At 67.6% G+C, this 25,434-nt stretch carries 23 protein-coding genes and 1 tRNA gene; 12 read left to right on the top strand and 12 right to left on the bottom strand.

What is annotated here, in order from left to right; all coding sequences use genetic code 11:
- Positions 1-3: 3 nt before the first annotated feature.
- The 4 genes from murA to ASF30_RS01545 all read right to left on the bottom strand — a co-directional run bounded on the left by murA (position 4) and on the right by ASF30_RS01545 (position 4,608).
- On the bottom strand, positions 4-1,374 hold the full coding sequence (gene murA, locus ASF30_RS01530) for a UDP-N-acetylglucosamine 1-carboxyvinyltransferase (protein WP_082467373.1): 1,371 nt from the start codon (positions 1,372-1,374) through the stop codon (positions 4-6).
- A gap of 17 nt (positions 1,375-1,391) precedes the next feature.
- Positions 1,392-1,994, bottom strand: a complete 603-nt coding sequence (gene leuD / locus ASF30_RS01535; protein WP_055900536.1) for a 3-isopropylmalate dehydratase small subunit — start codon at positions 1,992-1,994, stop codon at positions 1,392-1,394.
- Positions 1,994-3,442 carry a 3-isopropylmalate dehydratase large subunit gene (gene leuC / locus ASF30_RS01540; protein WP_055900539.1) on the bottom strand — a complete coding sequence of 483 codons (1,449 nt, stop codon included), beginning with the start codon at positions 3,440-3,442 and terminating at the stop codon, positions 1,994-1,996. The genes leuD and leuC overlap by 1 nt, the downstream gene beginning before the upstream one ends.
- A 143-nt stretch (positions 3,443-3,585) precedes the next feature.
- On the bottom strand, positions 3,586-4,608 hold the full coding sequence (locus tag ASF30_RS01545; RefSeq protein WP_055900542.1) for a TerC/Alx family metal homeostasis membrane protein: 1,023 nt from the start codon (positions 4,606-4,608) through the stop codon (positions 3,586-3,588).
- Positions 4,609-4,874: 266 nt separating this feature from the next.
- Here ASF30_RS01545 and ASF30_RS01550 point away from each other — a divergent pair, with 266 nt between their 5' ends.
- On the top strand, positions 4,875-5,591 hold the full coding sequence (locus ASF30_RS01550) for a TIGR00645 family protein (RefSeq protein WP_082467464.1): 717 nt from the start codon (positions 4,875-4,877) through the stop codon (positions 5,589-5,591).
- Positions 5,592-5,595: 4 nt separating this feature from the next.
- Here ASF30_RS01550 and ASF30_RS01555 read toward each other — a convergent pair whose 3' ends face one another.
- From ASF30_RS01555 to ASF30_RS01565, 3 genes are all read right to left on the bottom strand, one after another.
- On the bottom strand, positions 5,596-6,420 hold the full coding sequence (locus ASF30_RS01555) for a hypothetical protein (protein WP_157496856.1): 825 nt from the start codon (positions 6,418-6,420) through the stop codon (positions 5,596-5,598).
- A 417-nt stretch (positions 6,421-6,837) separates the two neighbouring features.
- Positions 6,838-6,913 (bottom strand) — tRNA-Glu (locus tag ASF30_RS01560).
- A gap of 62 nt (positions 6,914-6,975) precedes the next feature.
- Complete coding sequence (locus tag ASF30_RS01565; RefSeq protein ID WP_055900550.1) at positions 6,976-7,884, bottom strand: diacylglycerol/lipid kinase family protein; 909 nt, start codon at positions 7,882-7,884, stop codon at positions 6,976-6,978.
- Positions 7,885-7,972: 88 nt separating this feature from the next.
- Here ASF30_RS01565 and ASF30_RS01570 point away from each other — a divergent pair, with 88 nt between their 5' ends.
- A complete protein-coding gene (locus ASF30_RS01570; protein WP_055900553.1) occupies positions 7,973-8,611 on the top strand; it encodes an MBL fold metallo-hydrolase in 639 nt (212 codons plus the stop codon).
- A gap of 361 nt (positions 8,612-8,972) precedes the next feature.
- The gene (locus ASF30_RS01575; protein ID WP_055900556.1) at positions 8,973-9,299 is read left to right on the top strand and encodes a hypothetical protein; all 327 of its coding nucleotides are present in this window, start codon (positions 8,973-8,975) and stop codon (positions 9,297-9,299) included.
- A gap of 58 nt (positions 9,300-9,357) precedes the next feature.
- On the opposite strand, the gene ASF30_RS01580 is transcribed toward ASF30_RS01575, so the two are convergent.
- Together ASF30_RS01580 and ku are read right to left on the bottom strand one after the other, a co-directional pair.
- Positions 9,358-10,323: a DNA topoisomerase IB gene (locus tag ASF30_RS01580; RefSeq protein WP_055900559.1), complete on the bottom strand. Its 966-nt coding sequence runs from the start codon at positions 10,321-10,323 to the stop codon at positions 9,358-9,360.
- A 22-nt stretch (positions 10,324-10,345) separates the two neighbouring features.
- Positions 10,346-11,296: a non-homologous end joining protein Ku gene (ku, locus tag ASF30_RS01585; RefSeq protein ID WP_055900561.1), complete on the bottom strand. Its 951-nt coding sequence runs from the start codon at positions 11,294-11,296 to the stop codon at positions 10,346-10,348.
- 76 nt (positions 11,297-11,372) lie between these two features.
- Here ku and ASF30_RS01590 point away from each other — a divergent pair, with 76 nt between their 5' ends.
- The gene (locus ASF30_RS01590) at positions 11,373-13,844 is read left to right on the top strand and encodes an ATP-dependent DNA ligase (protein WP_055900563.1); all 2,472 of its coding nucleotides are present in this window, start codon (positions 11,373-11,375) and stop codon (positions 13,842-13,844) included.
- Between the two features lie 76 nt (positions 13,845-13,920).
- On the opposite strand, the gene ASF30_RS01595 is transcribed toward ASF30_RS01590, so the two are convergent.
- A complete protein-coding gene (locus ASF30_RS01595; protein WP_082467374.1) occupies positions 13,921-15,588 on the bottom strand; it encodes an SLC13 family permease in 1,668 nt (555 codons plus the stop codon).
- Between the two features lie 36 nt (positions 15,589-15,624).
- Between ASF30_RS01595 and ASF30_RS01600 the strand changes: the two genes are divergently transcribed.
- From ASF30_RS01600 to ASF30_RS01635, 8 genes are all read left to right on the top strand, one after another.
- A complete protein-coding gene (locus ASF30_RS01600; RefSeq protein WP_082467375.1) occupies positions 15,625-17,343 on the top strand; it encodes an MFS transporter in 1,719 nt (572 codons plus the stop codon).
- Positions 17,340-18,860: a leucyl aminopeptidase gene (locus tag ASF30_RS01605; RefSeq protein WP_055900570.1), complete on the top strand. Its 1,521-nt coding sequence runs from the start codon at positions 17,340-17,342 to the stop codon at positions 18,858-18,860. Before ASF30_RS01600 ends, ASF30_RS01605 begins: the two co-directional genes overlap by 4 nt.
- 5 nt (positions 18,861-18,865) lie before the next feature.
- Positions 18,866-19,912 carry a glutaminase A gene (gene glsA / locus ASF30_RS01610; protein ID WP_082467376.1) on the top strand — a complete coding sequence of 349 codons (1,047 nt, stop codon included), beginning with the start codon at positions 18,866-18,868 and terminating at the stop codon, positions 19,910-19,912.
- Between the two features lie 119 nt (positions 19,913-20,031).
- Positions 20,032-20,937, top strand: a complete 906-nt coding sequence (locus ASF30_RS01615) for a helix-turn-helix transcriptional regulator (RefSeq protein ID WP_055900573.1) — start codon at positions 20,032-20,034, stop codon at positions 20,935-20,937.
- Positions 20,938-20,968: 31 nt separating this feature from the next.
- The gene (locus tag ASF30_RS01620) at positions 20,969-21,367 is read left to right on the top strand and encodes a (R)-mandelonitrile lyase (RefSeq protein ID WP_055900576.1); all 399 of its coding nucleotides are present in this window, start codon (positions 20,969-20,971) and stop codon (positions 21,365-21,367) included.
- Positions 21,364-21,729: a DUF2255 family protein gene (locus tag ASF30_RS01625; protein WP_055900579.1), complete on the top strand. Its 366-nt coding sequence runs from the start codon at positions 21,364-21,366 to the stop codon at positions 21,727-21,729. Before ASF30_RS01620 ends, ASF30_RS01625 begins: the two co-directional genes overlap by 4 nt.
- A 14-nt stretch (positions 21,730-21,743) precedes the next feature.
- Positions 21,744-22,622 (top strand): aldo/keto reductase, encoded by an 879-nt coding sequence (locus ASF30_RS01630; protein WP_055900582.1) that lies wholly within the window; start codon positions 21,744-21,746, stop codon positions 22,620-22,622.
- 148 nt (positions 22,623-22,770) lie between these two features.
- On the top strand, positions 22,771-23,382 hold the full coding sequence (locus ASF30_RS01635) for a dienelactone hydrolase family protein (RefSeq protein WP_055900585.1): 612 nt from the start codon (positions 22,771-22,773) through the stop codon (positions 23,380-23,382).
- Between the two features lie 23 nt (positions 23,383-23,405).
- On the opposite strand, the gene ASF30_RS01640 is transcribed toward ASF30_RS01635, so the two are convergent.
- The gene (locus tag ASF30_RS01640; protein WP_055900587.1) at positions 23,406-24,086 is read right to left on the bottom strand and encodes an SDR family NAD(P)-dependent oxidoreductase; all 681 of its coding nucleotides are present in this window, start codon (positions 24,084-24,086) and stop codon (positions 23,406-23,408) included.
- Between the two features lie 34 nt (positions 24,087-24,120).
- Positions 24,121-25,401 (bottom strand): low temperature requirement protein A, encoded by a 1,281-nt coding sequence (locus ASF30_RS01645; protein WP_235480229.1) that lies wholly within the window; start codon positions 25,399-25,401, stop codon positions 24,121-24,123.
- Between the last annotated feature and the right edge of the window lie 33 nt (positions 25,402-25,434).

A 25,434-nucleotide genomic window follows, 5' to 3' on the forward strand; every position in this document is an offset into this window, starting at 1 on the left:
CTATTATCCTTCGAGAACGAAGTCGGCTCCGAGCTGCTGCAGCTTCCCGATGAAGTTCTCGTAGCCGCGCGCGATGATCCCGACGTTGGAGACCGTCGACGGGCCCTCGGCGGAGAGCGCCGCGATCAGGTGGCTGAAACCGCCGCGCAGGTCGGGAACCTCGATGTCGGCACCGTGCAGCTTGCGCGGGCCGACGATGACGGCCGAGTGGTTGAAGTTGCGCTGCCCGAAGCGGCAGGCCTGTCCGCCGAGGCAGTCCTTGTGGACCTGGATCTCGGCTCCCATGTCGATGAGCGCGTCGACGAAGCCGAAGCGCTGCTCGTAGACGGTCTCGTGCACGATCGACACGCCCTGGGCCTGGGTGAGGGCGACGACGAGAGGCTGCTGCCAGTCGGTCATGAAGCCGGGGTGCACGTCTGTCTCGATGAACACGGGGTTCAGCGGGGTTCCGGGGTGCCAGAAACGGATGCCGTCGTCGTGGATCTCGAACTGGCCGCCGACCTTGCGGAAGACGTTGAGGAAGGTGAGCATCTCCGACTGGCGCGCGCCGCCGACGAAGATGTCGCCGTCGGTCGCGAGGGCCGCCGAGGCCCAGCTCGCGGCCTCGTTGCGGTCGAAGAGCGCACGGTGCGTGTAGCCCTCGAGACGCTCGACGCCCTCGATGCGGATGACGCGGTCGGTGTCGACCGTGATGATCGCACCCATCTTCTGCAGGATGTTGATGAGATCCATGATCTCCGGCTCGATGGCGGCACCCTTGAGCTCGGTGATGCCCTCGGCGCGCACGGCTGTCAGGAGCACCTGCTCGGTCGCTCCGACGCTCGGGTACGGCAGCTCCACCTTGGCGCCCCTGAGGCCGTTCGGGGCCGACATCCGGATGCCGCTGGGAAGCTTCTCCACGACGGCGCCGAACTTGCGCAGCACCTCGAGGTGGAAGTCGATCGGCCTGTCGCCGATGCGGCATCCGCCGAGATCGGGGATGAAGGCCTCACCGAGTCGGTGCAGCAGGGGTCCGCAGAACAGGATCGGGATGCGGCTTGAGCCCGCGTGGGCGTCGATATCGGCGAAGTGCGCACTCTCCACGTTCGACGGGTCGAAGATGAGCTCGCCCTCTTCGACACCCTCGACGACGCGCACTCCGTGCACCTCGAGCAGGCCGCGCACGATGCGCACGTCGCTGATGTTCGGAACGTCCTTCAGGACGCTGGGCGTCTCGCCGAGGACGGAGGCGACCATCGCCTTGGTGACGAGGTTCTTCGCCCCCTTCAGTTCGATCCGACCCAACAACGGCTTCCCGCCGTTGATCGTGATCCGGTCGACGCTGAGCCCCACAGCCGTCCCATGATTGCGTGCATCTTCGCCGAGTGTGTTCAAGTAATGCTTCTCCAGCTCTATGACTGCTTGACCGGCAGTGTTCGCGGTCGCCAGCTCTCGCGGGTCTGCTCGAATCGATCGATCCGATCCGCATCTCGCAGGGTCAGTCCGATGTCATCGAGGCCCTCGATGAGCCGCCACCTAGTGTAATCGTCAATCTCGAACGGAACGCTGAGCGACCCGGCGGTGACCTTTCGCTCAACCAGATCGACGGTGAGCTCTATTCCCGGCTGCTCCTCGATGACCGCCCACAGGGCCTCGATGTCCGGCTCGGCGACCTCCCCGGCCAGGAGGCCCTGCTTGCCGGAGTTTCCGCGGAAGATGTCACCGAAACGCGGACTCAGCACGACGTCGAAACCGAAGTCGCGCAGCGCCCAGACGGCGTGCTCACGAGACGAACCTGTGCCGAAGTCTGGGCCGGTGATGAGAATTCTGGCGTCCTGGTACTCCGGGCGATTCAGCACGAATTCCGGGTCCTGACGCCAGCCGGCGAAGAGCGCGTCCTCGAAGCCTGTCTTGGTGACGCGCTTGAGGTAGACGGCCGGGATGATCTGGTCGGTGTCGACGTTCGACCGACGGAACGGAACCGCGATCCCGGTGACCTTCTCGAACTTCTGCATCAGCGGGCCTCCCCTTCGGTCTGCAGATCCCAGGGACTCGACAGGGTGCCCCGGATGGCCGTGGCCGCAGCGACGAGCGGCGACACGAGGTGCGTCCGACCGCCCTTGCCCTGTCGGCCCTCGAAGTTGCGATTCGAGGTCGACGCGCAGCGCTCCCCCGGAGCCAGCTGGTCGGGGTTCATACCGAGGCACATCGAGCATCCGGCGAAGCGCCATTCGGCACCGAAATCGGTGATGATCTTGTCCAAGCCCTCGGCCTCGGCCTCGATGCGCACGCGGGCAGAGCCGGGAACGACCATGACGCGCACGCCGTCGGCCTTCTTCTTGCCCTGGATGACGGATGCGAACGCCCGCAGGTCTTCGATGCGACTGTTCGTGCAGGAGCCCATGAAGACCGCGTCGATCGCGATGTCCTTGAGCGGGGTGCCGGCGGCGAGGTCCATGTACTCGAGGGCGCGCTCGGCGGCGGCACGCTCGTGCGGGTCGGCGATCTCGGACGGGTTCGGAACCGTGTCGCTCAGCGAGACGCCCTGACCCGGGTTCGTGCCCCAGGTGACGAACGGCTCCAGGGCGTCGGCGTCGATGAACACCTCGGCGTCGAAGACGGCGCCGTCATCGGTGCCGAGGGTGCGCCAGTAGGCGACGGCATCGTCCCAGTCCTGCCCTTCCGGTGCGTGGGCGCGGCCCTTCACGTAGTCGAAGGTCGTGTCGTCGGGGGCGACCATGCCGGCGCGGGCGCCGGCTTCGATCGACATGTTGCAGATCGTCATCCGACCCTCCATGGAGAGGGTACGGATGGCGCTGCCGCGGTACTCGAGCACATAGCCCTGTCCGCCGCCGGTGCCGATCTTGGCGATCACGGCGAGGATGATGTCCTTCGCCGTGACGCCGGGGCGGAGGGTCCCCTCCACTGTGATGGCCATGGTCTTGAACGGCTTCAGGGGCAGCGTCTGGGTGGCGAGCACGTGCTCGACCTCGCTGGTGCCGATGCCGAAGGCCATGGCACCGAAGGCTCCGTGCGTGGACGTGTGCGAATCGCCGCACACCACGGTGATGCCCGGCTGGGTGAGGCCGAGCTGCGGTCCGACCACGTGCACGATGCCCTGCTCGATGTCACCGAGCGAGTGCAGGCGCACTCCGAACTCGTCGCAGTTGCGGCGCAGCGTCTCGATCTGCGTGCGGCTGGTGAGGTCGGCGATCGGCCTGTCGATGCCGATCGTCGGGGTGTTGTGGTCCTCGGTGGCGATGGTCAGGTCGGGTCGGCGCACGGGGCGGCCGGCCATCCTCAGGCCGTCGAAGGCCTGCGGGCTGGTGACCTCGTGCACCAGGTGCAGGTCGATGTAGATGAGGTCGGGCTCGCCGTTCTCGCCCTTGGCCACGAGGTGGTCATCCCAGACCTTCTCGGCCAGGGTGCGCGGCGGCATGATTCCAGAGGTGTTCGCGTTCATTGCTGATGCACTTTCCATGATCGGTATTCAGCCAACGGGAAACGCCGCGACGAGGAAGGCCTGTCAGAACGAGGTCTCGTCGCGGCACCCGAGAAGAAGCTGAGGGCACTGCACCATCACAGCGTACACCGAGCAACCGGACGTTACTCGTCGGTGAAGTGCGGCACCTCGTCCATGAGCTTGTGACCACGCTTGCGGGCGTCGATCCTGGCCTTGATGAGGCTCGCGACTGTGGCGACGGCCATGGACGCGATGATCACGATGAGCGACGTCCAGGTGTCGATCTCCGGCACCCACTCCACGTGCTCGCCGCCGTTGATGAACGGCAGTTCGTTGGTGTGCAGGGCGTGGAAGACGAGCTTCACCCCGATGAAGAACAGGATGAACGCGATGCCGTACTTGAGGTACTCGAGGCGCTCGAGCAGTCCGCCGAGGAGGAAGTAGAGCTGGCGCAGGCCCATCAGCGCGAAGACGTTCGCCGTGAACACGATGAACGGACTCTGGGTGATGCCGAAGATCGCGGGGATCGAGTCGAGCGCGAAGATCAGGTCGGTCGTGCCGATGGCGATGAACACGATGAGCACGGGCGTGAACATCCGCTTGCCGTCGACGACGGTGCGCAGCTTGATGCCGTGGAAGTCGGGGGCGATCGAGAGGCGCCGACGCAGCATCTTGATGAGGCCGCTCTCCTCGCCGTCGCTCTCGTGATTGCCGAAGGCCTGGTTGAACGCGGTGTAGAGCAGGAAGGCGCCGAAGATGTAGAAGATCCAGCTGAAGTTCTCGATGAGGGCGGCGCCCAGGAGGATGAAGATCAGGCGCAGGATCAGGGCGATGATGATGCCCACCATGAGCACCTCCTGCTGGATCTTCCTCGGCACGGCGAAGCGGGCCATGATCACGACGAACACGAAGAGGTTGTCGATCGAGAGGCTGTACTCGGTGAGCCAGCCGGCGAGGAACTCGCCGGCATGTTGGGAGTCACCGAGCAGGAAGATCAGGCCCGCGAAGATGAGCGCGAGCGTGACGTAGAACACGACCCAGAGCGTCGCCTCCTTGAACGACGGCACATGCGGCCGCTTGATCACCAGCAGCAGGTCGGCCACGAGGATGAGCGTGAGGACGACGAGCGACGTGATCTCGAACCAGAGGGGAAGGGCGGACTCCATAGGGGGGCCTTTCGCGAAGAGGGGACGGCAAACCGCTGAAAGTCTCTCCCGCATCGTAGACGATGCCATCGGATCCGGGGCTGCGACGATGCCACCCGTGATGACGGATCCGACGAGGTGGGATACTCCCCTTCGCCCTCTCAGCGTAGTGGACGGCGACGGTGCTGCCGCGCAGCGTCGAGCCGCTCGCTCACAGCCCTTCCGCATGGAGGCGCTCGATAGCATTGCCGTAACGAGGACCTTCCAGGAGACAAGACGTGAACGCCATGCCCCCGCAGCCCCGCACCGCCCGCCCCTACCCGACGTCCACCTGGACGAACGGCATCGGCTACCTCATCTTCTTCAGCCGTTGGCTGCAGGCCCCGCTCTATCTCGGACTCATCGTGGCCCAGGCCATCTACGTGGTCGTGTTCATGATCGAGCTCTGGCACCTCGCCCAGGAGGTGTTCCTCCACACGGCCGACATCACCGAGGCGAACATCATGCTGATGGTGCTCGGCCTCATCGACGTCGTGATGATCGCGAACCTGCTCATCATGGTGATCATCGGCGGCTACGAGACCTTCGTCTCGAAGATCAAGGTCGACGGCCACCCAGACCAGCCCGAGTGGCTCTCGCACGTGAACGCCAACGTGCTCAAGGTCAAGCTGGCGATGGCCATCATCGGCATCTCGTCGATCCACCTGCTGAAGACCTTCATCGAGGTCGGCGGCATGACCGAGTCCGGCACCACCGAGAACGGCGAGAAGTACACCCCCACCGGTGTCATGTGGCAGGTCATCATCCACGTGGTCTTCATCCTCTCGGCTCTCGCCCTGGCCTGGATCGACCGGATGTCGTACCACCGCGTCGCGCCGGGTGAGACGCACGACGGCGTGGTCGTTCCACTGCCACCGGTGCTTCCGTCACGGGCGAGCGACTCGGGCAGCGGCATCCGCCCCTCCGACGACCAGTACGACGCGCTGCTCAGCTCGCGCGACTGACGCGTCAGGGCACGGCGACGAGCGCTGTGGCCGCCGCCAGAAGGAGCTCTCGCATGTCGACGGACTTCGACAGATAGAGCGAGGCGACACTCCCACCTGAAGAGACGTCTATCTCGCAGGAATCGTCGCTGCAGCGATAGACGGCTGCGTCGGCGCCCGGAACGGTGACGGGCTCGGAGATCCGCGGATCGTCTTCAGTGGCGGCCCGGTTCGTCAGGTCGTCCCAAGCCCATGCACCGCCCGGCACGATATTGCCCGTGACCATCGAGAGCTGCCCGGCCGGAACCGGCTCGGCGTTGGCCCACGTGCATCGCAGGATGCCGCCGCGGTCGCGGGCCACGATCAACGGAGGCACGTCGAGACCACTGTCGGATCGCCCGACCGTGAATTCCGGTGAGTGAAAGGCCGCAGAGATCTGGGCTGCATCCTCGACAACTGCGCAATCGGCGAGGCTGCCCCACTGCCAAGTGTCGTTGGCCGGTTCGCGAGGGGTTGGGGTCGTCGCATCGACCGCCGCCGACGCAGACGTCAGGATGGCATCGACCTCGGCTGTGGTGGCCGGCACCTCACTGAAATAGGTGACGAGTGCACTATCGGTGTAACGAGACGCCCTGAAGCAGGCATCGTCGGCGCAGGCATAGGCCGCGATCTGGTCAGTCCTCAGGGAGGCGCCCGCGTCAGGGATCACCGTCACGAAGAACTCGGGCGAGACGTCCTTCGTGTCGTCGGTCCACTGGCACACCAGCACGCCGCTCTGTGCGACCGAGACACTGACGTCCCAGGTGACGGCCTGGGGTTCTGGTGCCAGCGCAGAGTCGATGTCGGTCACGAGGTTGGTGGGTACGAGGGTCTCGCACGGGACGTCGTATGTCGGGACCGGCCTCGTCGGCGCTGTCGGTGTCGGTGGTGGAGTCGGTGCCGGTGTTTCGACCGAGGCGGAGGTCGGGGCCTGCGCCTCAGGCTCCGATGTCGTCGCGGCGCATCCGGCGAGCAGGATGACTGCTGCGATCGATGAAGTGATGCTGAGTGCCCTCATTGCGACTCCCCCAGGTCAGGACCAGGGCACGGCTCCGGTCGTCTGACGCTGAATCTACTGGAGCGAGACGGCCTCCGTGCACCGCCATATGTGTCGATTCGAATACGGCGGATGCAGGCGTCGAGTACATCGCCGAACTGGAATATTTCGACGTCACATCATGGGTTAAACGACGAGAACCCCCGGGCTGAGCCGGGGGTTCTTTCGTGCTGGTGACCCCAACCGGATTTGAACCGGTGCTGCCGCCGTGAGAGGGCGGTGTCCTAGGCCGCTAAACGATGGGGCCGTTTTTGCAACTTGAAAAGTATGCCACAGGGATTGCGCCATTCCAAATCGAGGCGCACGCCGTCACACGAGCACGCGGAGCACGCCGGGAGCGACCTGGATGTCGACGGGCAGCGGTCCCACCCGCTCACCATCGGCGTAGGCCACGATGGCGGCATCGGTCTCCAGTCGCACGCTGCGGGCGTGGACGAACTCGACAGCCGGATGCGTCGTGTGGGTGCCCGAGAACACCCTCGGGAACACGCGGAGGAACTCGAAGCGGGAGAGCTTCTTGACGATGAAGACGTCGAGCAGCCCGTCATCGAGGAGGGCGCCGGGGGCCACCTTCATCCCGCCACCAAGGGAGACGTTGTTCGCGACGGACACCAGCATGCCGTCGACCGAACGTGCGACGCCATCGATCGTGAGCGTGTAGCTCACGGGTTTGAGCGTGATGAGTTCACGCAGCAGGGCGAGGATGTACCGGCTCGACCCGCGTGGCCGCGTCATGGTGTTCGCGCGCTCGTTGACGACGGCGTCGAAGCCGGCGGAGAGCACCCCGACGTACCACGTCGTGAGGTCGCCATGCCTGACGCTGGCCGCATCGATGACGCGCGGCTCGCGGTGAAGCGACTCGAGGAGGGTGCGGATGGCGGCGTCGGTGTCACCGATCGGGAGCCCCAGGCCGCGCGCCATGTCGTTACCCGTGCCGGCGGCGATGATGCCGAGCGGGATGGACGTGCCGGCCACGAGGTTGGTTCCGAGTGACACCATGCCATCGCCGCCGACGACGACGAGGGCGTCGGTTCCGGCGTCGACGGCATGTGCCGTCTCACGGCGGAGGAGTTCGTAATTGGGCTCGCGCAGCATCGCGACGTCGTACCCGGCCTGGATGAGCGCCTCGACCACACGCGGACCGACCTCGCGGTTGTGACCGAAGGACGCGTTCGGGTTGATCGCCACGGTGATCCGCGACGCCGGGGCAGCACTCATACCGCGATTATGGTGTGCCGTGGTGCTTCCGGCCGAATCACCGGCGGTGCGTGTTGCACCGAGGCCTTTCGGGGTGTTGGCTCGACACATGAGACTGACCAAGCTGGAACACGCCGCCCTCATCCTCGAGCAGAACGGCGACAGGCTCTACATCGACCCGGGATCGTTCACCACCGCGATCACCGAGTCGGCCGGAACTGTGGCCATCGTCATCACTCACGAGCACGCCGACCACTGGACACCGGAGCAGCTGAAGCGCATCGTCGACGCCAATCCCGGCGTGCGGATCTTCGGACCGGCTGGAGTCGTGGCAGCGGCCGCCGACTTCCCAGTGGAGCTGGTGACGGCCGGTGAGACTGTTGAGGTCGGGGCGTTCACCCTGCGGTTCTTCGGTGGGCGACACGCCGTCATCCACTCGTCGATCCCCGTGGTCGACAACGTCGGCGTGCTCGTCAACGACACCCTCTACTACGCCGGTGACTCCTTCACGATCCCGGAGGGCGTGGCCGTCGACACCCTCGCCGCGCCAGCGGGCGCACCGTGGATGAAGGTCGCGGAAGTCATCGACTACGTCCTCGCCGTGGCACCGAAGCACGCCTTCCCCACGCACGAGATGGTGCTCTCGCGCGCCGGCAAGGACATGTCGAACGCCCGCCTGACCTGGGCGGTCGAGCAGGGCGGTGGTGAGTTCCACGCACTCGAGCCAGGCGATTCTCTGGATCTGTGAGTCCCAATGACCTGACCGGTCATTCCTTCGAGAAGCCCTCGCTCCGGTCGGAGCGAGGGCCTCACGTGTGTGCGGGTGTCGAGTGGCCTGCATCCGGCCAAGGAGCCCGACGATGGCCCGCGATCGAGACTGCTCTCGACGACGGAGATGCCTGCGGAGACGACGGAAAACGGCATCCGCTCGCCTGAAAGAGCTCATTTCGCGCCCCTCGAACGCGGGAATCGACGAATTCGTGAGATCCGGGCAAGAAATACGCCGGATATGCTTGCGCCGCCCCCGTTCGGGCGGCATGATTCTCCTGATTGAACCCCCTACTTCATTCACCTCCTGCGACCCGAACGCGTAACGAAGGCGAACCCGAATGACCGAGTACCTGTACGACCTCTCCGGCGAATGGATCGCCTTCCGGGCGACCACCGGGAGCACTTACCTCTTCGATCCGAACGGCGAATGGATCGGCTGGTTCCCGTGGAACGACGGCGAGGCCATCACTCCGGACGGCGACTACCTCGGCACTGTCATCGACGACAGGCTGGTGCGCGCCTACGGTCACACCTCCCGCGGCTATCCCGCCTATCCCGGGGCGCCCGCGTTCCCCGGCCTGCCGTACAACCCCGGTCAGGCGGCTTACCTCGGCACCCTCGGCGGCTACGAGGACGTGCGGATGCCGCACCCCCTGAGCGCCTGACCGGTAGCGCGAGCGTCAGTCTCTCCGACGCACCGGTGCGGTCACAGTCCCTGCGTTTTCAGTCCCGCTCGTAGAGCGCCAGCAGCGCGTTCTCGGGCGACCCCGTCAACGCGATGGTCTCCCCCGCCAGGTAGCGGTCGATGACCACCGGGTCGATGTAGCTGCCCTTGGCCACCGTCGGCGTGTTCCCGAGGACTTCGGATGCGGCGACCACGGCCGCGCGCACAGCCTGCTTCGCCTCCCGGTCGCTCGCCGGCGGACCGGCCTCGGCGAGCGCCGTCGCCGCCGCGATGGTCCCGCGCAGCGTGCGGAAGTCCTTCGCGGTGAAGTCTCCCCCGGTGGCCGCTCGCACGTACTCGTTGATCTGCGCGCCGCCGAGCGCCCGGAAGCGGTTCTCGTCCTGCCACGCCAGGTAACGGGAACGCGGGGTGCGTTCCAGAAGTTCGGCGGAGACCGTGGCGAGGGCGGCATCCGTCACCTCGGCCCTCATCCTCTGACCGCTCTTCGCCGGGAACGCGAGGCGCATGATCTCACCGTCGAGCTTCACATGTCGCACCAGCAGCGTTGACAGGCCGAAGCTGCCGTTCGCCTCGAAGTACGCCTCAGCACCCACCCTGACGGCGACGAGGTCGAGCAGCCGGAACGAGGTGGCGAGGATGCGCTCTCGAGAGAGTCCTTCGACGGCGAGGTCCCGGGTCACGCGCCCCCGCGCCACGGGCAGGGAGGCCGCCAGTTCACGCATGCGGTCGAACTTCACGGCGTCGCGGGCCGCGGTCCAGTCGGGGTGGTAGATGTACTGTCGGCGTCCGGCATCGTCGACGCCGACCGCGAGGATGTGGGCGTTGGGGCGATCGGCGATCCACACGTCGGTCCAGGCCGGCGGGATGACCAGAGCCTCGGCACGCGCACGCTCCTCGGACTCGAGGGCCCGACCGCTGCCGTCGAGGTAGCTGAAGCCCTTCCCCGAACGGCGACGGGTGTAGCCGGTGCTGGTGTAGGGCTCGACGTGCCTCAGGCGCACCACGGTGCAGCCTCGCCTCGCGGGTTCACTGCGCCTTCCGCTTCGGGGCTGCATCCGACGCCGAGTCTGCACTCGCCTTGGCGGATGTCTTCCCGGCCGCCGCCGACTTCTTCGGCGCTGCCTTCTTCGGCGTGCTCTTCTTCGAGGCCGCGGTACCGCTCGACTTCTTGGACTCGCCGGTCTTCGATCCGCGCGCGCTCTCGACGCTGCGCCGGAGCGCGTCCATCAGGTCGATGACCTCGCCACCGCCCTCCTCCTTCTCGGGCACCTCGCCGAAGGTGGCCTCGGTGTCGATGGCGTCGCCCTGCTCGAGCTTGCGCTCGATGAGCAGGCGCAGTTCCTTCTGGTACTCGTCGACGAACTCGTCAGGAGTGAAGTCGCTGGCGTAGGAGTCGACGAGGCTCGACGAGAGCTCCAGCTCCTTGCTCGAGATGCGTACGGTCTCGTCGAGCGCCGGGAACGCCGCCTCGCGCACCTCGTCGCTCCACAGCAGCGTCTGCAGCACGAGCACGTCGCCGCGCACCCTGAGGGCGGCGAGCCGCGTCTTCTGCCGCAGGGCGAATCGCACGATGGCGGTGCGATCGGTCGATTCCAGGGTGCGGCGCAGCAGCACGTAGGCCTTCGGCGATGCGCCGTCGGGCTCCAGGAAGTAGCTCTTGTCGAACATGATCGGATCGATCTGCTCGTTCGGCACGAACTCGACGACCTCGATCTCGCGCGAGCGCTCGGCGGGCATCGCGGCCAGGTCGTCGGCCGTGAGAACGACGGTGCGCTCGCCGTCGTCATAGGCCTTGTCGATGTGGGCGTACGGCACGATCTTGCCGCACACGTCGCATCGCCGCTCGTAGTGGATGCGACCGCCGTCGGCGTCGTGCACCTGATGCAGCCCCACGTCGTGGTCCTCCGTGGCGCTGTACAGCTTCACCGGCACGTTGACGAGCCCGAACGAGAGCGCGCCCTTCCAGATGGACCTCATCCGACCAGTACACACCCGCAACACCCGTATCGGCTAGGTTTGCCGCGTGGGTTGACAGGCTCGGCTGGAGGGTGTGATGGCGCAGGCGTCGGGATCGCAGCTCGTGAGCGTCGCCGGCCACAGGTTGAAGATCTCCAACCTCGACAAGGTGCTCTATCCAGAGTCGGGCACCACGAAGGCCGATGTCCTCGGGTACTACGCGGCCATCGCCCCCGTCATGCTCCCTCACGTCATCTTCCGTCCGGCGACGCGCAAGCGGTGGGTGCACGGTGTCGGGACTCCGGATGCCCCCGGCGAGACGTTCTTCCAGAAGGACCTCCCCGCCGGCACGCCGGACTGGGTTCCGCGCGCCGACATCCCGCATTCGGATCACGACAACACCTATCCGCTGGTGAACAACGCGGCAGTGCTCGCCTGGCTCGCCCAGAGCGCCGCCCTCGAGATCCACGTGCCGCAGTGGCGCTTCACCGCCGACGGCGCCAGGCGCAATCCCGACCGCATCGTGCTCGACCTCGACCCGGGCGACGGCGTCGGACTTCAGGAGTGCGCCGAGGTCGCCCGGCTCGCCCGGGTCATCCTCACGGGCATGGGCCTCGATCCGCTGCCTGTCACCAGCGGGAGCAAGGGCATCCACCTCTACGCCCAGCTCGACGAACGGCAGACCTCCGACCAGGTCTCCGCGGTCGCCCGTGAGCTCGCCCGCGCCCTGGAGGCCGACCACCCCGACCTCGTCGTGAGCGACATGAAGAAGACCCTGCGCACGGGCAGGGTGCTCGTCGACTGGAGCCAGAACAACGGCAACAAGACGACCATCGCCCCGTACTCGCTGCGCGGCCGGTTCCGACCCACCGTCGCAGCCCCTCGCACCTGGAAGGAACTGGCGTCACCGACGCTCGCCCACCTCGAGTACGACGAGGTGCTCGCCCGGGTGGCGAAGCGCGGAGACGCCCTGGGCGCCATCGACGCAGCCGTCGGCCCTGTTCCGGATGCCGCGACGGACGCCGCGACGGGCGCCCGATCGCCGGGGCAGCGCGCGACGGCGGCAGCGGCATCCGGCGGCGACCGACTCAGCGAGTACAGGGCGAAACGCGATGCGGCGAAGACGCCGGAGCCGGTTCCCGACGCCGTGGACCGCGACGCCGACGGCCGCAGCTTCGTGATCCAGGAGCATCACGCCCGCCGGCTGCACTACGACCTCCGGCTGGAGCGCGAGGGCGTGCTGGTGAGCTGGGCCGTGCCCAAGGGCGTGCCGGCTGATCCGGGTCGCAACCACCTCGCCGTGCAGACCGAGGACCATCCACTCGAGTACGGCACCTTCGAGGGCAGCATCCCGGCCGGCGAGTACGGCGCCGGGAGCATGCGCATCTGGGACTCCGGTACCTACGAACTCGAGAAGTGGCGCGACGACGAGGTGATCGTGACCCTGACGGGTTCAGCGGCGGGGGGCCTCGGCGAGCCCGTGCGCATAGCGCTCATCCGCACCGCACCCGAGGGCGGGGCGAAGTCGAACTGGCTGCTGCACCGCATGAAGTCGTCGACGCCGCACTACTCCCCCGCGGCCCGACGCCGCTACGAACCGGTTCCCCCGAAGGGACACCAGGCCATGCTCGCGCGGGCCGGCACGCTCGCCGACCTGGGGAACGGGCCGGAGTGGGCCATCGAGATGAAGTGGGACGGCATCCGTGCCATCGCAACCGTCGAGGGCGACTCCGTGCGACTGATGACCCGCAACGGCAACGACGTCACGGCGGCCTATCCCGAACTCGCCGCGCTGGCCGATGCGGCTCACGTCAGGTCTGGCGTCTTCGACGGCGAGATCGTGGCGACGGATGCCGCGGGCCGGCCCGACTTCGGACTGCTGCAAGAGCGCATGAACCTCGTGAAGCCCGGCGAGATCGAGGCGGCCAGGAAACGCCGGCCCGTGCACCTGTTCCTCTTCGATGCGCTCGAACTCGATGGCGAGGACCTCACGGCGCACTCCTACTCGACCCGGCGCACGCAGCTCGCGAAGGTGATCGACGCCCCGCGCGGATCGCCGATCGCCGTTCCCGACGCCTTCGACGGCGACGCCGAGAGCGCGATCGAGTTCAGCAGGAACCTCGGGCTCGAGGGCATCGTCGCCAAGGAGACCGGTTCACACTACGAGGAGGGTCGGCGGTCGGGCGTCTGGATCAAGATCAAGCACCTCGCCACCCAGGAGGTGGTGATCGGCGGCTGGCGCACGGGCAAGGGCAACCGCGCCGGAACCTTCGGGTCGCTGCTCGTGGGGCTGCCTACTCCTGAGGGATTGCGCTATATCGGGCGCGTCGGGAGCGGCCTGCGCGACCAAGACCTCGAGCGCATCGTCGCGCGACTGGAACCTCTCGCACAGGACGAGAGCCCGTTCATGGCCGTCCCTCGCGAGGACGCCCGCGACGCCCACTGGGTGACGCCAGTGCTCGTGGGCGAGGTGGAGTTCGCCGGGTGGACGCGCACCGGGAGCCTGCGGCATCCGACGTGGCGCGGCATCCGTTCGGACAAGAAGCCCGGCGACGTGGTGCAGGAGTAGCGGAGGCGAGCGGCTCGGAACACCGGCGGCGGACGCTCGAGGGCCCTGGGGCTCAGTGGCTCAGTGGCTCAGTGGCTCAGAAGCGCCAGACCAGCGGCACGATGCCGACGGCCACTGCCAGGAACACCGCCATGACGGGAAGGCCGAGCTTCCAGTAGTCGCCGAACCTCAATCCGGCCGGGCCCTGGATCATCAGGTTCGCCGGCGTGGCGACGGGAGTGAGGAGCGCTGCGGCCGACACCACGGCGACGGCCATGAGGAACGGCAGCGGCGACACCTGAAGCTCCGCCGCCACCGAGATGGCGATCGGCAGGATGATGAGCGCCGTGGCGGTGTTGCTGATGAGCTGGCCGAACACCAGGGCCACGAGGCACAGGGCGCCGAGCACCACGATCGGGCCGGAGTCCCCCACGATGCCGATGAGCCCGTTGGCGATCATCTCGGCCGTACCGGTCTGCGTGATCGCCGTCGACATCGGGATCATGCCGGCGACGAGCAGCAGCGTCGTCCAGGAGATCGAGCGATGCGCCCTCTCGACCGAGACCGTGCGTGTGAGCACCATCGCTCCCGCCGCGAGCAGGCCGGTGACTGCAGGCGGGAAGACCCCTGTCGCCAGGGCGACGACCATGAACACGAGGATGCCCGCCGCCGTCCAGGCGCGACGCCCGAGCGGTGCGGCCTGACGACGTACGGCATCCGGCGCATCCACCACCACGATCTCGGGGTCGGCGAGATTGGCGTCGAGGGCATCCCAGTCCCCCTGCAGCAGCAGCACGTCTCCGACCTCGAGCACGATCTCGCCGTGCTCCAGGTGTTCACCCGCGCGCTGCACGGCCAGGATCACCAGGTCGCCGCTCTCCGTCACCATGCCCGGGAACACCGTCGCCCCGACGAAGGCCGACCGCGGCGGTACGAGCACCTCGGCCACGCCAGTGCCGGCGTCGAGCAGGGTCGGCTCTGCGGCATCCGTCAGCAGTCCGGGGTAGTCGCGCAGCAGAACGCGGGCCTGGTCGCTGAGGTCGCGCGGCATCGTCGCCGGCGTGCGGTCGGGGATGACGAAGCGCTGCAGCAGCAGCACGAGCAGCACCGACCCGATGATGATCGGCGCGCCGGCGACGGCGAAGTCGAAGAAGCCGAACGGATGCCCCGTCGCCGTGGCGGCGTACTCGGAGGCGAGCACGTTCACCGGGCTGCCCGTGAGGGTGAGGAGGGAACCGGCGTGAGCTCCGAATGCCAGCGGCAGCAACAGCTTCGACGGCGCCACGAGGATGCGCGACGCTATGACGACCACGACAGGCAGCAGTGCCGCGACGGCGCCGTTCACGCTGATGAGCGCGGAGAGCACTGCCACGACGACCATGACGAGCACCGTGAGCCTGCGCAGCTCGCCACCACCACGGCGGACCAACTGCTGACCGGCCCACGACGTGAGCCCGGAGCCGTCGAGACCCTCGGCGACGACGAAAAGCGCCGCGATCAGCACCACAGCGGGATCGGCGAAGCCGGCGAAGGCCTGCTGCAGGTCGAGCACCCCGGTGGCGAGCAGGGCGAGCGACACGCCGATCGCGACGAGCCCGGTGGGGATTCGCCCGCTGACGAAGGCGATGACGGCCAGCGCCAGAATGATGAGCGTCAGTGCGGAATCCGTCACAGGGCCGACTGTAGCGGAGGCAGTCGACGGAAACTCAGCTCGCCGGACGCGTCGATGGCGCGCGTGCCATGAAGTGGGCCAGACTGATGCCATAACGGGCGCACCCACGCCCTGCAGACGGAGGTCCCCATGAGCGTTCCCGCGAGCCCGACGCAAGTCACAGCCCCGCGAGCGACGAGCTGGCTGCCCCTCATCGTCGTCGTCCTCACCCAGATCCAGGCGTCGTTCGCGGTCAACGCGCTGACTGTGTCGATGCAGGGCATCACGACGGATCTGGACACCCCGGCCACCTCGGTCGGCACGGCCATCACCGCCGGCACCTTCGCGATGGCCGCGTTCATCCTGCTGGGCGCGAAGGTCGGAGCGCGTTTCGGCAGCCGACGGGTGTTCCAGATAGCCGTCGTCATCCATGCCGTCGCCATGCTGGCCGTCGCCCTGAGCGTGAGCCCGGCGATGCTGTTCGTCGCGCAGGCATCGTCGGGTGCCGTCATCGCGCTCATCGCTCCGGCCCTGGTCGTCTTCATCGCCAGCAACTACAACGGGAAGCAGCAGGCTCAGGCCATCGGCCTCCTCGCGGCCGCGATCCCCGCGGCGGGAGTCCTCGCCCTGCTCATCGCCGGCACCTTCGCCTCCACCATCGGCTGGCGGTACTCGTTCGCGCTCGTCGCCCTGCTCGGCGCCGTCAACCTGCTGCTCAGCTTCAGGCTCAAGAAGGTGGATGCGCAGCCCCTTCTCGCCATCGACTGGACCGGCGCCATCATCGCCGCGATAGCGATCATCCTGCTGAGCTTCGGGTTCAGCGGCCTCAACAGCTGGGGCGTGGTGCTGGCCACGGAACAGGCGCCGTTCGACATCCTCGGCATCTCCCCCGCGCCCATCCTCGTGGTGCTCGGCCTGATCATGGGCCAGGTGTTCTTCCTCTGGATCCGGCGCCGCCAGGCGGCGAAGCTGCCGCGCATCTTCGATCTCCGCGTGCTCGCCACCGGCTCGGAGCGCGCGGTCACGGCGTGCATGGCGATCATGCTCTTCGTCGGCACGGCCGCGAACTTCCTCATCCCGCTCTACATCCAGGTCGTGCAGGGTCGTTCGAGCATCCAGACGTCGTTCTCGATCATCCCGTACACCCTCTCGATCTTCGTGGCCAGCACCTTCGTGGCCACCCTCTACTCGCGCTTCCCGCCACGCCAGCTCGCCAGGGCCGGCTTCATCGTGGTGGCCCTGGCCCTCACCCTGCTGGCCTTCACCATCCGCAACGACTGGGGTCAGTTCCTCGTGGTGGTCGGGCTGGTGCTGCTCGGCCTCGGACAGGGCGCCATCGTCGCCCTGGTCTTCAACACCCTCCTCTCCGCAGCCCCGAAGGAGCTCGCCGGCGACGTGGGCGCCTGGCGCGGCCTGGTGCACAACCTCTCGGGGAGCGTCGGCATCGCCGTCATCAGCGTCTTCGCCGTCGGCGTGCTGAGCGGCATCGTGGCGACCAGTGCCGAGGAGCATCCGGAGCTGCCGCCCGCGCTCATCTCCCAGGTCAACCTCGACAACACGAACTTCATCACGAACGAACAGCTCGCCGACGTGCTGGCGCAGACCTCGGCCTCCCCACTCCAGGTCGTGGCCGCGCTCGCCGTCAACGCCGACGCACGACTGCGCGCCCTGCAGATCTCGCTGCTCGCCCTCGCCTTCCTCGCCCTGCTGGCGATCGTCCCCGCGGGTCGCATGCCCGGACGGATGCGCAGCGAGCTGCCCGAGAAGCTCGAGCCCGACGATCCCGATGCGATCGTCGACGACACCATCTCCGACGCCGACGAAGACGCTGCGGCCGTGGCGTTCACCCCCCGGAAGGACAGCGCATGACCTCCAGCCCGTACAAGATCATCCCGCCGACCTTCACGGCGATCCCGTCCCTCGAGGTTGGTCGAGCCGTCACCGTGACGGCTGTGGAGACTCCGGATGCGGGCCTCGAGGCGATCGGACATCTGGTCGGCACCGCCGGTGACGTGCCTGAAGCGCTCGGCCTGGACCGCGCGGCGCTCGACCGCGCCGGGTTCGGCGGCACGACCGGCGAGACTCTGCTCGTGCCGAGCAACGACGGCGCCGAGCTCGTCGCCGTGGGAATCGGCGACAGCGCTCTCACCACGTCGTCGCTCCGCGACGTCGCGGCAGCCTTCGCCCGGGCCGCGAAGCGATCGGCCCGCATCGGACTCGTCCTGCCCGAGCTCCCCGGCATCTCGGACGCCGACGCCGGGGCCGTCATCACCGAGGGCATCCTGCTCGCCCGGTACACGTTCTCCGCCCTGAAATCGAAGCCGAAGGAGACGCCCCTCGCGGCGGTCGAGCTCGCCGTCGCCGCGGCCGACGTCGACGCCCAGCGCGACGGCATCAGGCGCGGCATCGTGACCTCCCGGAGCGCCGCGCTCGCTCGTGATCTGGCCAATGCCCCGCCCAGCCACCTGACGGCAACGGACCTGGCGGACATCGCCGTGCAGCTGGGGGCGGAGTTCGGCTTCGCCGTCGAGTCGTACGACAAGGCTCAGCTGATCGAGATGGGTTGCGGCGGCCTGCTGGGCGTCAACGCCGGCAGCGCCGAGGAACCGCGCATGATCAAGCTGAGCTACACGCCAGCCACCGGGGCGGCCAACGGTCGCCACGTCGCCTTCGTCGGCAAGGGCATCATGTACGACTCCGGCGGCATCAGCCTGAAGCCCTCGGATCCCATGCACCTGCTCATGAAGATGGACATGGGCGGCGCTGCAGCCGTGCTCGGGGCTGTCACGGCACTCCGCGACCTTAACTGCCCCACCGCTGTGACGGCGTTCCTCTCCTGCACCGACAACATGCCGTCGGGCTCCGCCTACAAGCTCGGTGACGTGCTCACAGCGCGCAACGGAACCACGATCGAGGTCAAGAACACCGATGCCGAGGGCCGCCTCGTCATGTCGGATGCGCTCGTGCTCGCCGCAGAGGGCGAGCCCGACGCGATCGTCGACATCGCCACCCTCACCGGCGCTGCGCTCATGGCACTGGGCGGGGCTACGGCGGCCCTGCTGGGCAATGACGATGCAGTCATCGAGGCCGTGAAGGCGGCCGGGGCGGCATCCGGCGAATCCGTGTGGCAGCTCCCGCTGGAGAAGAGCTACCGCAAACAGCTCGACTCCGACATCGCCGACATCTCCAACCTCGGCGGCCCGCACGCCGGCGCCACGACGGCCGCCCTGTTCCTCGCGGAGTTCGTCGACGGCATCCCGTGGGCCCATCTCGACATCGCCGGCACCATGCAGTCCACGACCGACGAGTCGTGGCGCTCGAAGGGCGCGACGGGTTTCGGGGCGCGCCTCCTCGCCGACTTCGCCGTCGCTTACGGAACGGACTGAGACCGATGGACACGACGCCGCCGGACACCACCAGGCCCAGGCTCCACGTCAGCGGGCGTGACGAGGACAGCCCGCCGGCACTCGCGCAGGCCGTGTCGACGGGTTCCCTGCCGAACACGGAGCGGGTCGCGGGTCTCATGCAGGATGCGCTCGATCGATACAGGACTCTCGACGACGGCGCGGTCGCCGATTACATCCCGTCGTTGGGCACTGCCGATCCCGCGCTCTTCGGTCTCGCGATCGTCGCCGTGACCGGTGATGCCCATGCCGTCGGCGACAGCGATCACCTGTTCTCGATCCAGTCCATCTCGAAGGCCTTCGTCTTCGCGCTGGTCTGCGAGGCGCTCGGGCACGACAGCGTCTGGCGCACGATCGGTGTCAACAACACCGGGCTGCCGTTCAACTCGGTGATCGCCGTGGAATTGAACGGCGGCAGGCCCATGAATCCGATGGTGAACGCCGGTGCCCTCGCCACGACCGCGCTCGTACCCGGAGACTCCCCCTCCACCCGGTGGGCCTTCGTCCGCGACGGCCTCTCCGCCTTCGCCGGGAGGACACTGGAGATGGATCCGGAGGTCTACGCATCGGAGTCCGCTGCCAATCAGCGCAACCAGGCCATAGCGCGGCTGCTGCAGAGCTACGGACACCTGACCGGCGATCCGCTCGAGGTCACCGACGTCTACACGATGCAGTGCTCACTGCTGGTCTCGGCAGACGACCTCGCCGTGATGGCTGCGACTCTGGCGAACGGCGGAGTGAACCCTGTCACCGGTCGACGGGTGGTCAGCGAGGAGGTCTGCGCGGACACCCTCGCGGTCATGGCGACGACGGGACTCTACGAGATGTCGGGCGAGTGGCTGTTCGAGGTCGGGATGCCGGGCAAGAGCGGGGTCTCCGGCGGCATCATCACGATCGCCCCGGGCAAGGGAGGTCTCGCGACGTTCTCCCCGCGCCTGGACGGTGCCGGGAACAGCGTGCGCGGGCAGAGCGCGACCCGCTTCCTCTCGAAGGCGCTCGGCCTCAACCTGTTCGCGTCACGTCCCGTCGCCTGAGGTGGCGATCCCGGTCGTGAGCGGCAGCCACCTGCACGGCGGATCCGATGGCAGGGTCCGCCGTTACAGGTAACGCCAGTACCTCCCATTGCCGGTGCCGGCGGCATAACGTCGTAGTCATGACCAATCAGGACGACGTCAAGGAGTTCCTCTCCAGCCGACGCGCGCGGATCACCCCGGATCAGGCCGGGCTGCCCGCCTATGGCGGCAATCGTCGGGTGGCTGGGCTTCGCCGCGAGGAGGTGGCCATGCTCGCCGGCATGAGCGTCGACTACTACAACCGCCTCGAGCGCGGAAACCTCCGCGGCGTCTCCGACGCCGTCCTCGGCTCCATCGCACGCGCGCTCCACCTCGACGAGGCCGAGACATCGCACCTCTTCGACCTCGCGCGAGCGGCGAACACCGCACCGACGAAACGACGCCGGTCCAGTCCGCGTGGAGTGCGACCGAGCATCCAGCGGATGCTCGATGCGATGACCGACGCTCCAGCCTGGGTGCGCAACGCCCGCCACGACTTCCTCGCCGGTAACCGCCTCGGCTTTGCGCTGTACAGCGAGATGTTCGCCGATCCCGTGCGGCCGGCGAACAGCGCGAGGTTCGTGTTCCTCGATGAACGCTCGAAGGAGTTCTTCCCCGATTGGGAACGGACGGCGGATGACATCGTGGCGATGCTCCGGTCCGAGGCCGGGGTCAATCCCTACGATCGCGACTTGTCTGACCTCATCGGCGAGCTGTCAACGCGCAGCGAGACCTTCCGAACCCGCTGGGCCGCCCACCACGTCAGGTTCCATCGCACCGGGATCAAGCGACTGCACCATCCCGAGGTCGGCGACCTGGAGCTCTCCTACGAAGCGCTGGAACTGACGAGCGAACCGGGTCTCACCTTCCTCGCCTACACGGCCGAGCCGAACACGCCGTCGGCAGACGGGCTGCGGCTGCTCGCGAGTTGGGCCGCCACCCTCGACGCCACCGCACTCGCCGCGGCACCAGCTCGCGGCGCTGCATCCGCCCCCGCCGACGGCTGAGCATCAATCCCGATCTGAAGGAGGACTCCGCATGGAGATCATCACCCTGCCCGCCACCACGAAGGGACCGCCGGCCATGTTCGTGGGCGACGTCTGGTTCGACGTGGTGGCACCGCCCCAGGCCGAACCGTCGCGCATGAAGGTCAACATCGTGCGCTTCGCCCCGGGCGCTCACACCGCCTGGCATTCGCATGCTCTCGGGCAGACCCTGCACGTCACCGAGGGCGTCGGCTACGTCCAGTCCCGCGGAGGCGAGCTCGTGAAGATTCTCCCGGGGCAGACGATCCACACACCGCCGGGCGAGGAGCACTGGCACGGAGCAGCCCCCGACCACTTCATGTCGCACCTCGCGATGTGGGAGGGGGTCGCGGACGGTACCGAGACGACCTGGGGCGAGCACCTCACCCCCGACGAGTATCCGTCGGCATGAGCGCCTGGACGGACGACGAGCTCGCCAGGATCGCCGGAGCAGGAGAGCTGAGGATCGCCGGACGGCGCGATGACGGGACTCTGCGCAGGCTCGTGATCATCTGGCAGGTGCGCGTCGGTGACGACATCTACGTGCGTTCCGTCAACGGTCCCACCGCAGGCTGGTATCGCGGCGCCCTGGATCAGGGCGAAGGACGCATCGAGTCGGGCGGCATCTCGAAGGACGTCAGCTTCACGAGGGACGATTCCCGGGACGCGGAGATCGATTCCGCGTACAGGACCAAGTACGGAACCGGCGGCCCCGTCCGGTCCATCACTTCGTCCACAGCAACGAGCACCACTCTTCGCATCAACCCCCTCTGACGGAGCATCCACCCATGGACACATTCACTCTCAACAACGGCGTCGTCATCCCCCAGCTCGGGTTCGGCGTCTTCCAGACCCCTCCCGACGAGACGCGGGATGCCGTTAACACCGCGCTCGAGGTCGGCTACAGGCACATCGACACGGCTGCGGCCTATGGAAACGAGCGCCAGGTCGGTGAGGCCGTCGCCGCATCCGGTCTCGACAGGGCCGAGGTCTTCATCGAGACGAAGGTCTGGATCAGCGACTACGGCTACGAGGAGACCCTCCACGCCTTCGAGAAGAGCGCACGCAAACTGGGCGTCGACCAGATCGACCTGCTGATCCTGCACCAGGCGCTGCCGGGCACGTTCGAGAGGACCCGTGAGGCGTACCGTGCTCTGGAGAAGCTGCTCGCAGACGGCGTTGTCCGGGCGATCGGAGTCAGCAACTTCATGGTCGACCACCTGAAGCTCCTCATGGACTCCGCCACGGTCGTTCCGGCGATCAACCAGCTCGAGGTGCACCCGTACTTCCAGCAGCCCGCCGTGCAGGCCGCGGATGCCGAGCTCGGCATCCTCACGCAGGCGTGGTCCCCGATCGGCGGCATCACGTTCTACCGCGACAGCGGCCACGGGAGCACTCTCGAGGACACGACGATCCGTGGCATCGCCGACCGGCATGGGAAGTCCCCGGCACAGGTCATGCTCCGCTGGCACATCCAGGAGGGCCGCTCGGTCATCCCGAAGTCCACCAAGCGCGCACGCATCGTGGAGAACATCGACGTGTTCGACTTCGAGCTGTCCCAGGACGAGCTCTCCGCGCTCGATTCCCTCGACACCGGGCACCGGGGCGGCCCGGAACCCGAGGTCGTCACGCTCGAGGCGTTTGGTAGGCCGATTCCCGAAGACTGATCGCCCTGAGCGGTTCGGCACCGCGATCCGGCCGGCGCCGCCGGGGTTCGGGAGCGCCACCGGGCCCAGGCGCGGAGTGTGGGAGGGGCGCGCTAGCATCCCGAGCACAGGAGATGTTCAGTTCACGAGCGATCGAAAGCGAGCAGTCATGGCCGATGTCGTCCTCTTCCACCACGCCCAGGGTCTCACCGACGGTGTGAAAGCCTTCGCCTCTGAACTGAGGGATGCCGGGCACACTGTGCACGTCCCCGACCTCTACTCCGGGCACACCTTCGCCACCCTCGAGGAGGGAATGGCCTACGCCCGGCAGATCGACTTCGAGGAGATCCTCGACCAGGGCGTCGCCGCTGGAGAAGCCCTCGGCGACGGTCTCGTCTACGCGGGATTCTCGCTCGGGGTGCTTCCGGCGCAGAAGCTGGCGCAGACCGTCGCCGGAGCTCGCGGCGCGCTGCTCTTCCACTCCTTCATCCCCGTCTCCGAATTCAGCGAGAGCTGGCCCGAGGGCGTTCCCGTCCAGGTGCACGCCATGGATGCCGACACCCTCTTCGTCGATGACGGCGATCAGGACGCGGCCCGAGAGCTCGTCGCCTCCACGCCCGAGGCCGAGCTCTTCCTGTATCCGGGCGACACCCACCTCTTCGTGGATTCGTCACTGCCCGACTTCGAACCGACTGCGGCCGCCCTCTTGACGCGCCGCGTGCTCGACTTCCTGCGCGAACGCGACGAGGAGAGCGGCGCCACCCCCGGCACGTCCGAGTAGCACCGCATCCGCGGGGTGCTCGCTCACATCGAACCGACGCCTCGCACCCGGTGCCCCACGGCGATCGACTCCCCCGATATCGCCCCGGCGACCGGTGAGACGAGGAAGGCGATGAGGCTGGCCACGTCGACCGGGCTCGATTCGCCGGGCTTGCCAGGGGCGACGACGGATGCCGGCTCCGTGGTCACCGGGCCCGGATTGACGACGTTCACCGTGACGCCCGTGCCGGCCACGGAGTCCGCGAGGTTCTTCGCCGCGATGATGAGGGCCGCGTTCCTGATGGAACCGGTGATGCTGCCGGTGAGATGGGCGTTCTGCCCACTGACTCCGACGATGCGGCCGGAGCCAGCATCCGTCATCACGGGAAGCACCGCATTCGCCACCCGCAGGAACGTGAGCGCCTTGGCGTCCACTCCTTCGAGCACCTGCGCGGGGTCGGCGCTGCGGGCGGGGTCGAGAGTCTGAGCGCTGGGGGCAGCCGTCACGACGACGCCGTCGATTCGCCCGTGCATCTCGAGCACCTTCGCCATCCCTGCCGCGACGGATGCGTCATCCCGTGCATCGAGCACGAGCCCGCCCTCGCCGCCACGCGACGCCGAGACGACCACGGCACCTTCGGCCTCGAGCCGTTCGACGACGGCGCTCCCGATCAGGCCGGTCCCACCGACGACGAGTACCACGCGTCCTTCGAGCTGCAGATCCATGGTTCAACCGTATTGCCCGCATCCGCTCGCATTGTCAGCTCTCACGGCGGATGTCGGCCTCGACATGGCGGTAGCCCGCCGTCTCGTAGCCGACCGCGACGACGAATGGCGAGAGCATCACGACGAGGAGGCACCACCCGAGGGGCACGCCGGCGGCGGCCAGCCCGACACCGACGGCGAGGAACAGCACCATCCCGCTCGCCAGCATGACGTGGAACGAGTCGACGGCGCGGAACAAGATCGACCACAGCACGAAGTAGGCCACGCAGAACGTGAGCACGGGGATCGCCACCGACAGCACCACACCGACGGTGCCGATGGTCGTCTCGTCCTCTGCGGCGTAGGCGGCGACGTGCAGGCCGGCACCCACCGCAGCGAGCGACCCGAAGATGGCGATATGGCCGTACCCCCACGCCCATTTCCGCTCCCGGTGGCGGGCGAGCACGGGGGCCGACGGGAGGATGAAGTAGGTCCACCACAGTCCGACCGTGAGGCCGGTGCCGGCGATGACGATGAGGATGGCCTCACCGCTCCAGTCGACACGCGACACGACGGCTGCGACGGCGGTGACGGTGCCGAGGATCCCCTCGCCGAGGGTGATGATCACCAGCAACCCGTAGCGCTCGGCGATGTGGGAGGCGTTCCACGGGGTCCCCAACCACGTGTCGTCAGCGGCCTTGGCATTCCAGCTGGCGAACGGATGTCCTGCGAACTCTGCGACCCAGAGCAGCACGACGAGGGCGACCAGCACCGTGACGTCGTCGATGCGCAGGATCGCGACAGTCAGCCATCCGGCCTGGATGACGACGCTGAAGGCCGCATAGCGCAGGGCCACGCGACGATTGGCCGGATCCTGCATTGCGACGCGCAGCCACATGAGGACGAGGGACGCACGCATCACGACGTAGCCAGCCGCGACGACGATGAAGTCGAACGGTTCCCCGGTGTCGATCGATTCGAAGACCGGCGGGATGCCCAGAGCGACGATGATGACGCCGATCATCTGCACGATGGTGAGCACCCGCTGGAGCCAGTCGTCGGTGTCGAACGCCGAGGCGAACCAGGTGAAGTTGATCCAGGCCCAGCACACCGAGAGCACGACGAAGGCGAATCCCCACACCGCGGTGGCGATGTGCCCCTCCGCGACGTAGTGCGCAAGTTCATCTCCGGCCCGCGAGAACGAGACCACGAAGGTCAGGTCGAAGAGCAGTTCGAGCGGAGTGGCGGCGCGGTGTCGCTCATGCGGGTCTCGTCCCAGCATCCGTTTCAGGCCATGGGGGCGTGCGTAGTCGAGAGCGGGATCTGACGTCACCACGTGATCAGGATAGGGACGGGCGGGTCGGCCGTC

Origin of the sequence: Leifsonia sp. Leaf264 (genome assembly GCF_001422325.1) — a bacterium.
In the GTDB taxonomy this organism is placed as follows: domain Bacteria; phylum Actinomycetota; class Actinomycetes; order Actinomycetales; family Microbacteriaceae; genus Orlajensenia.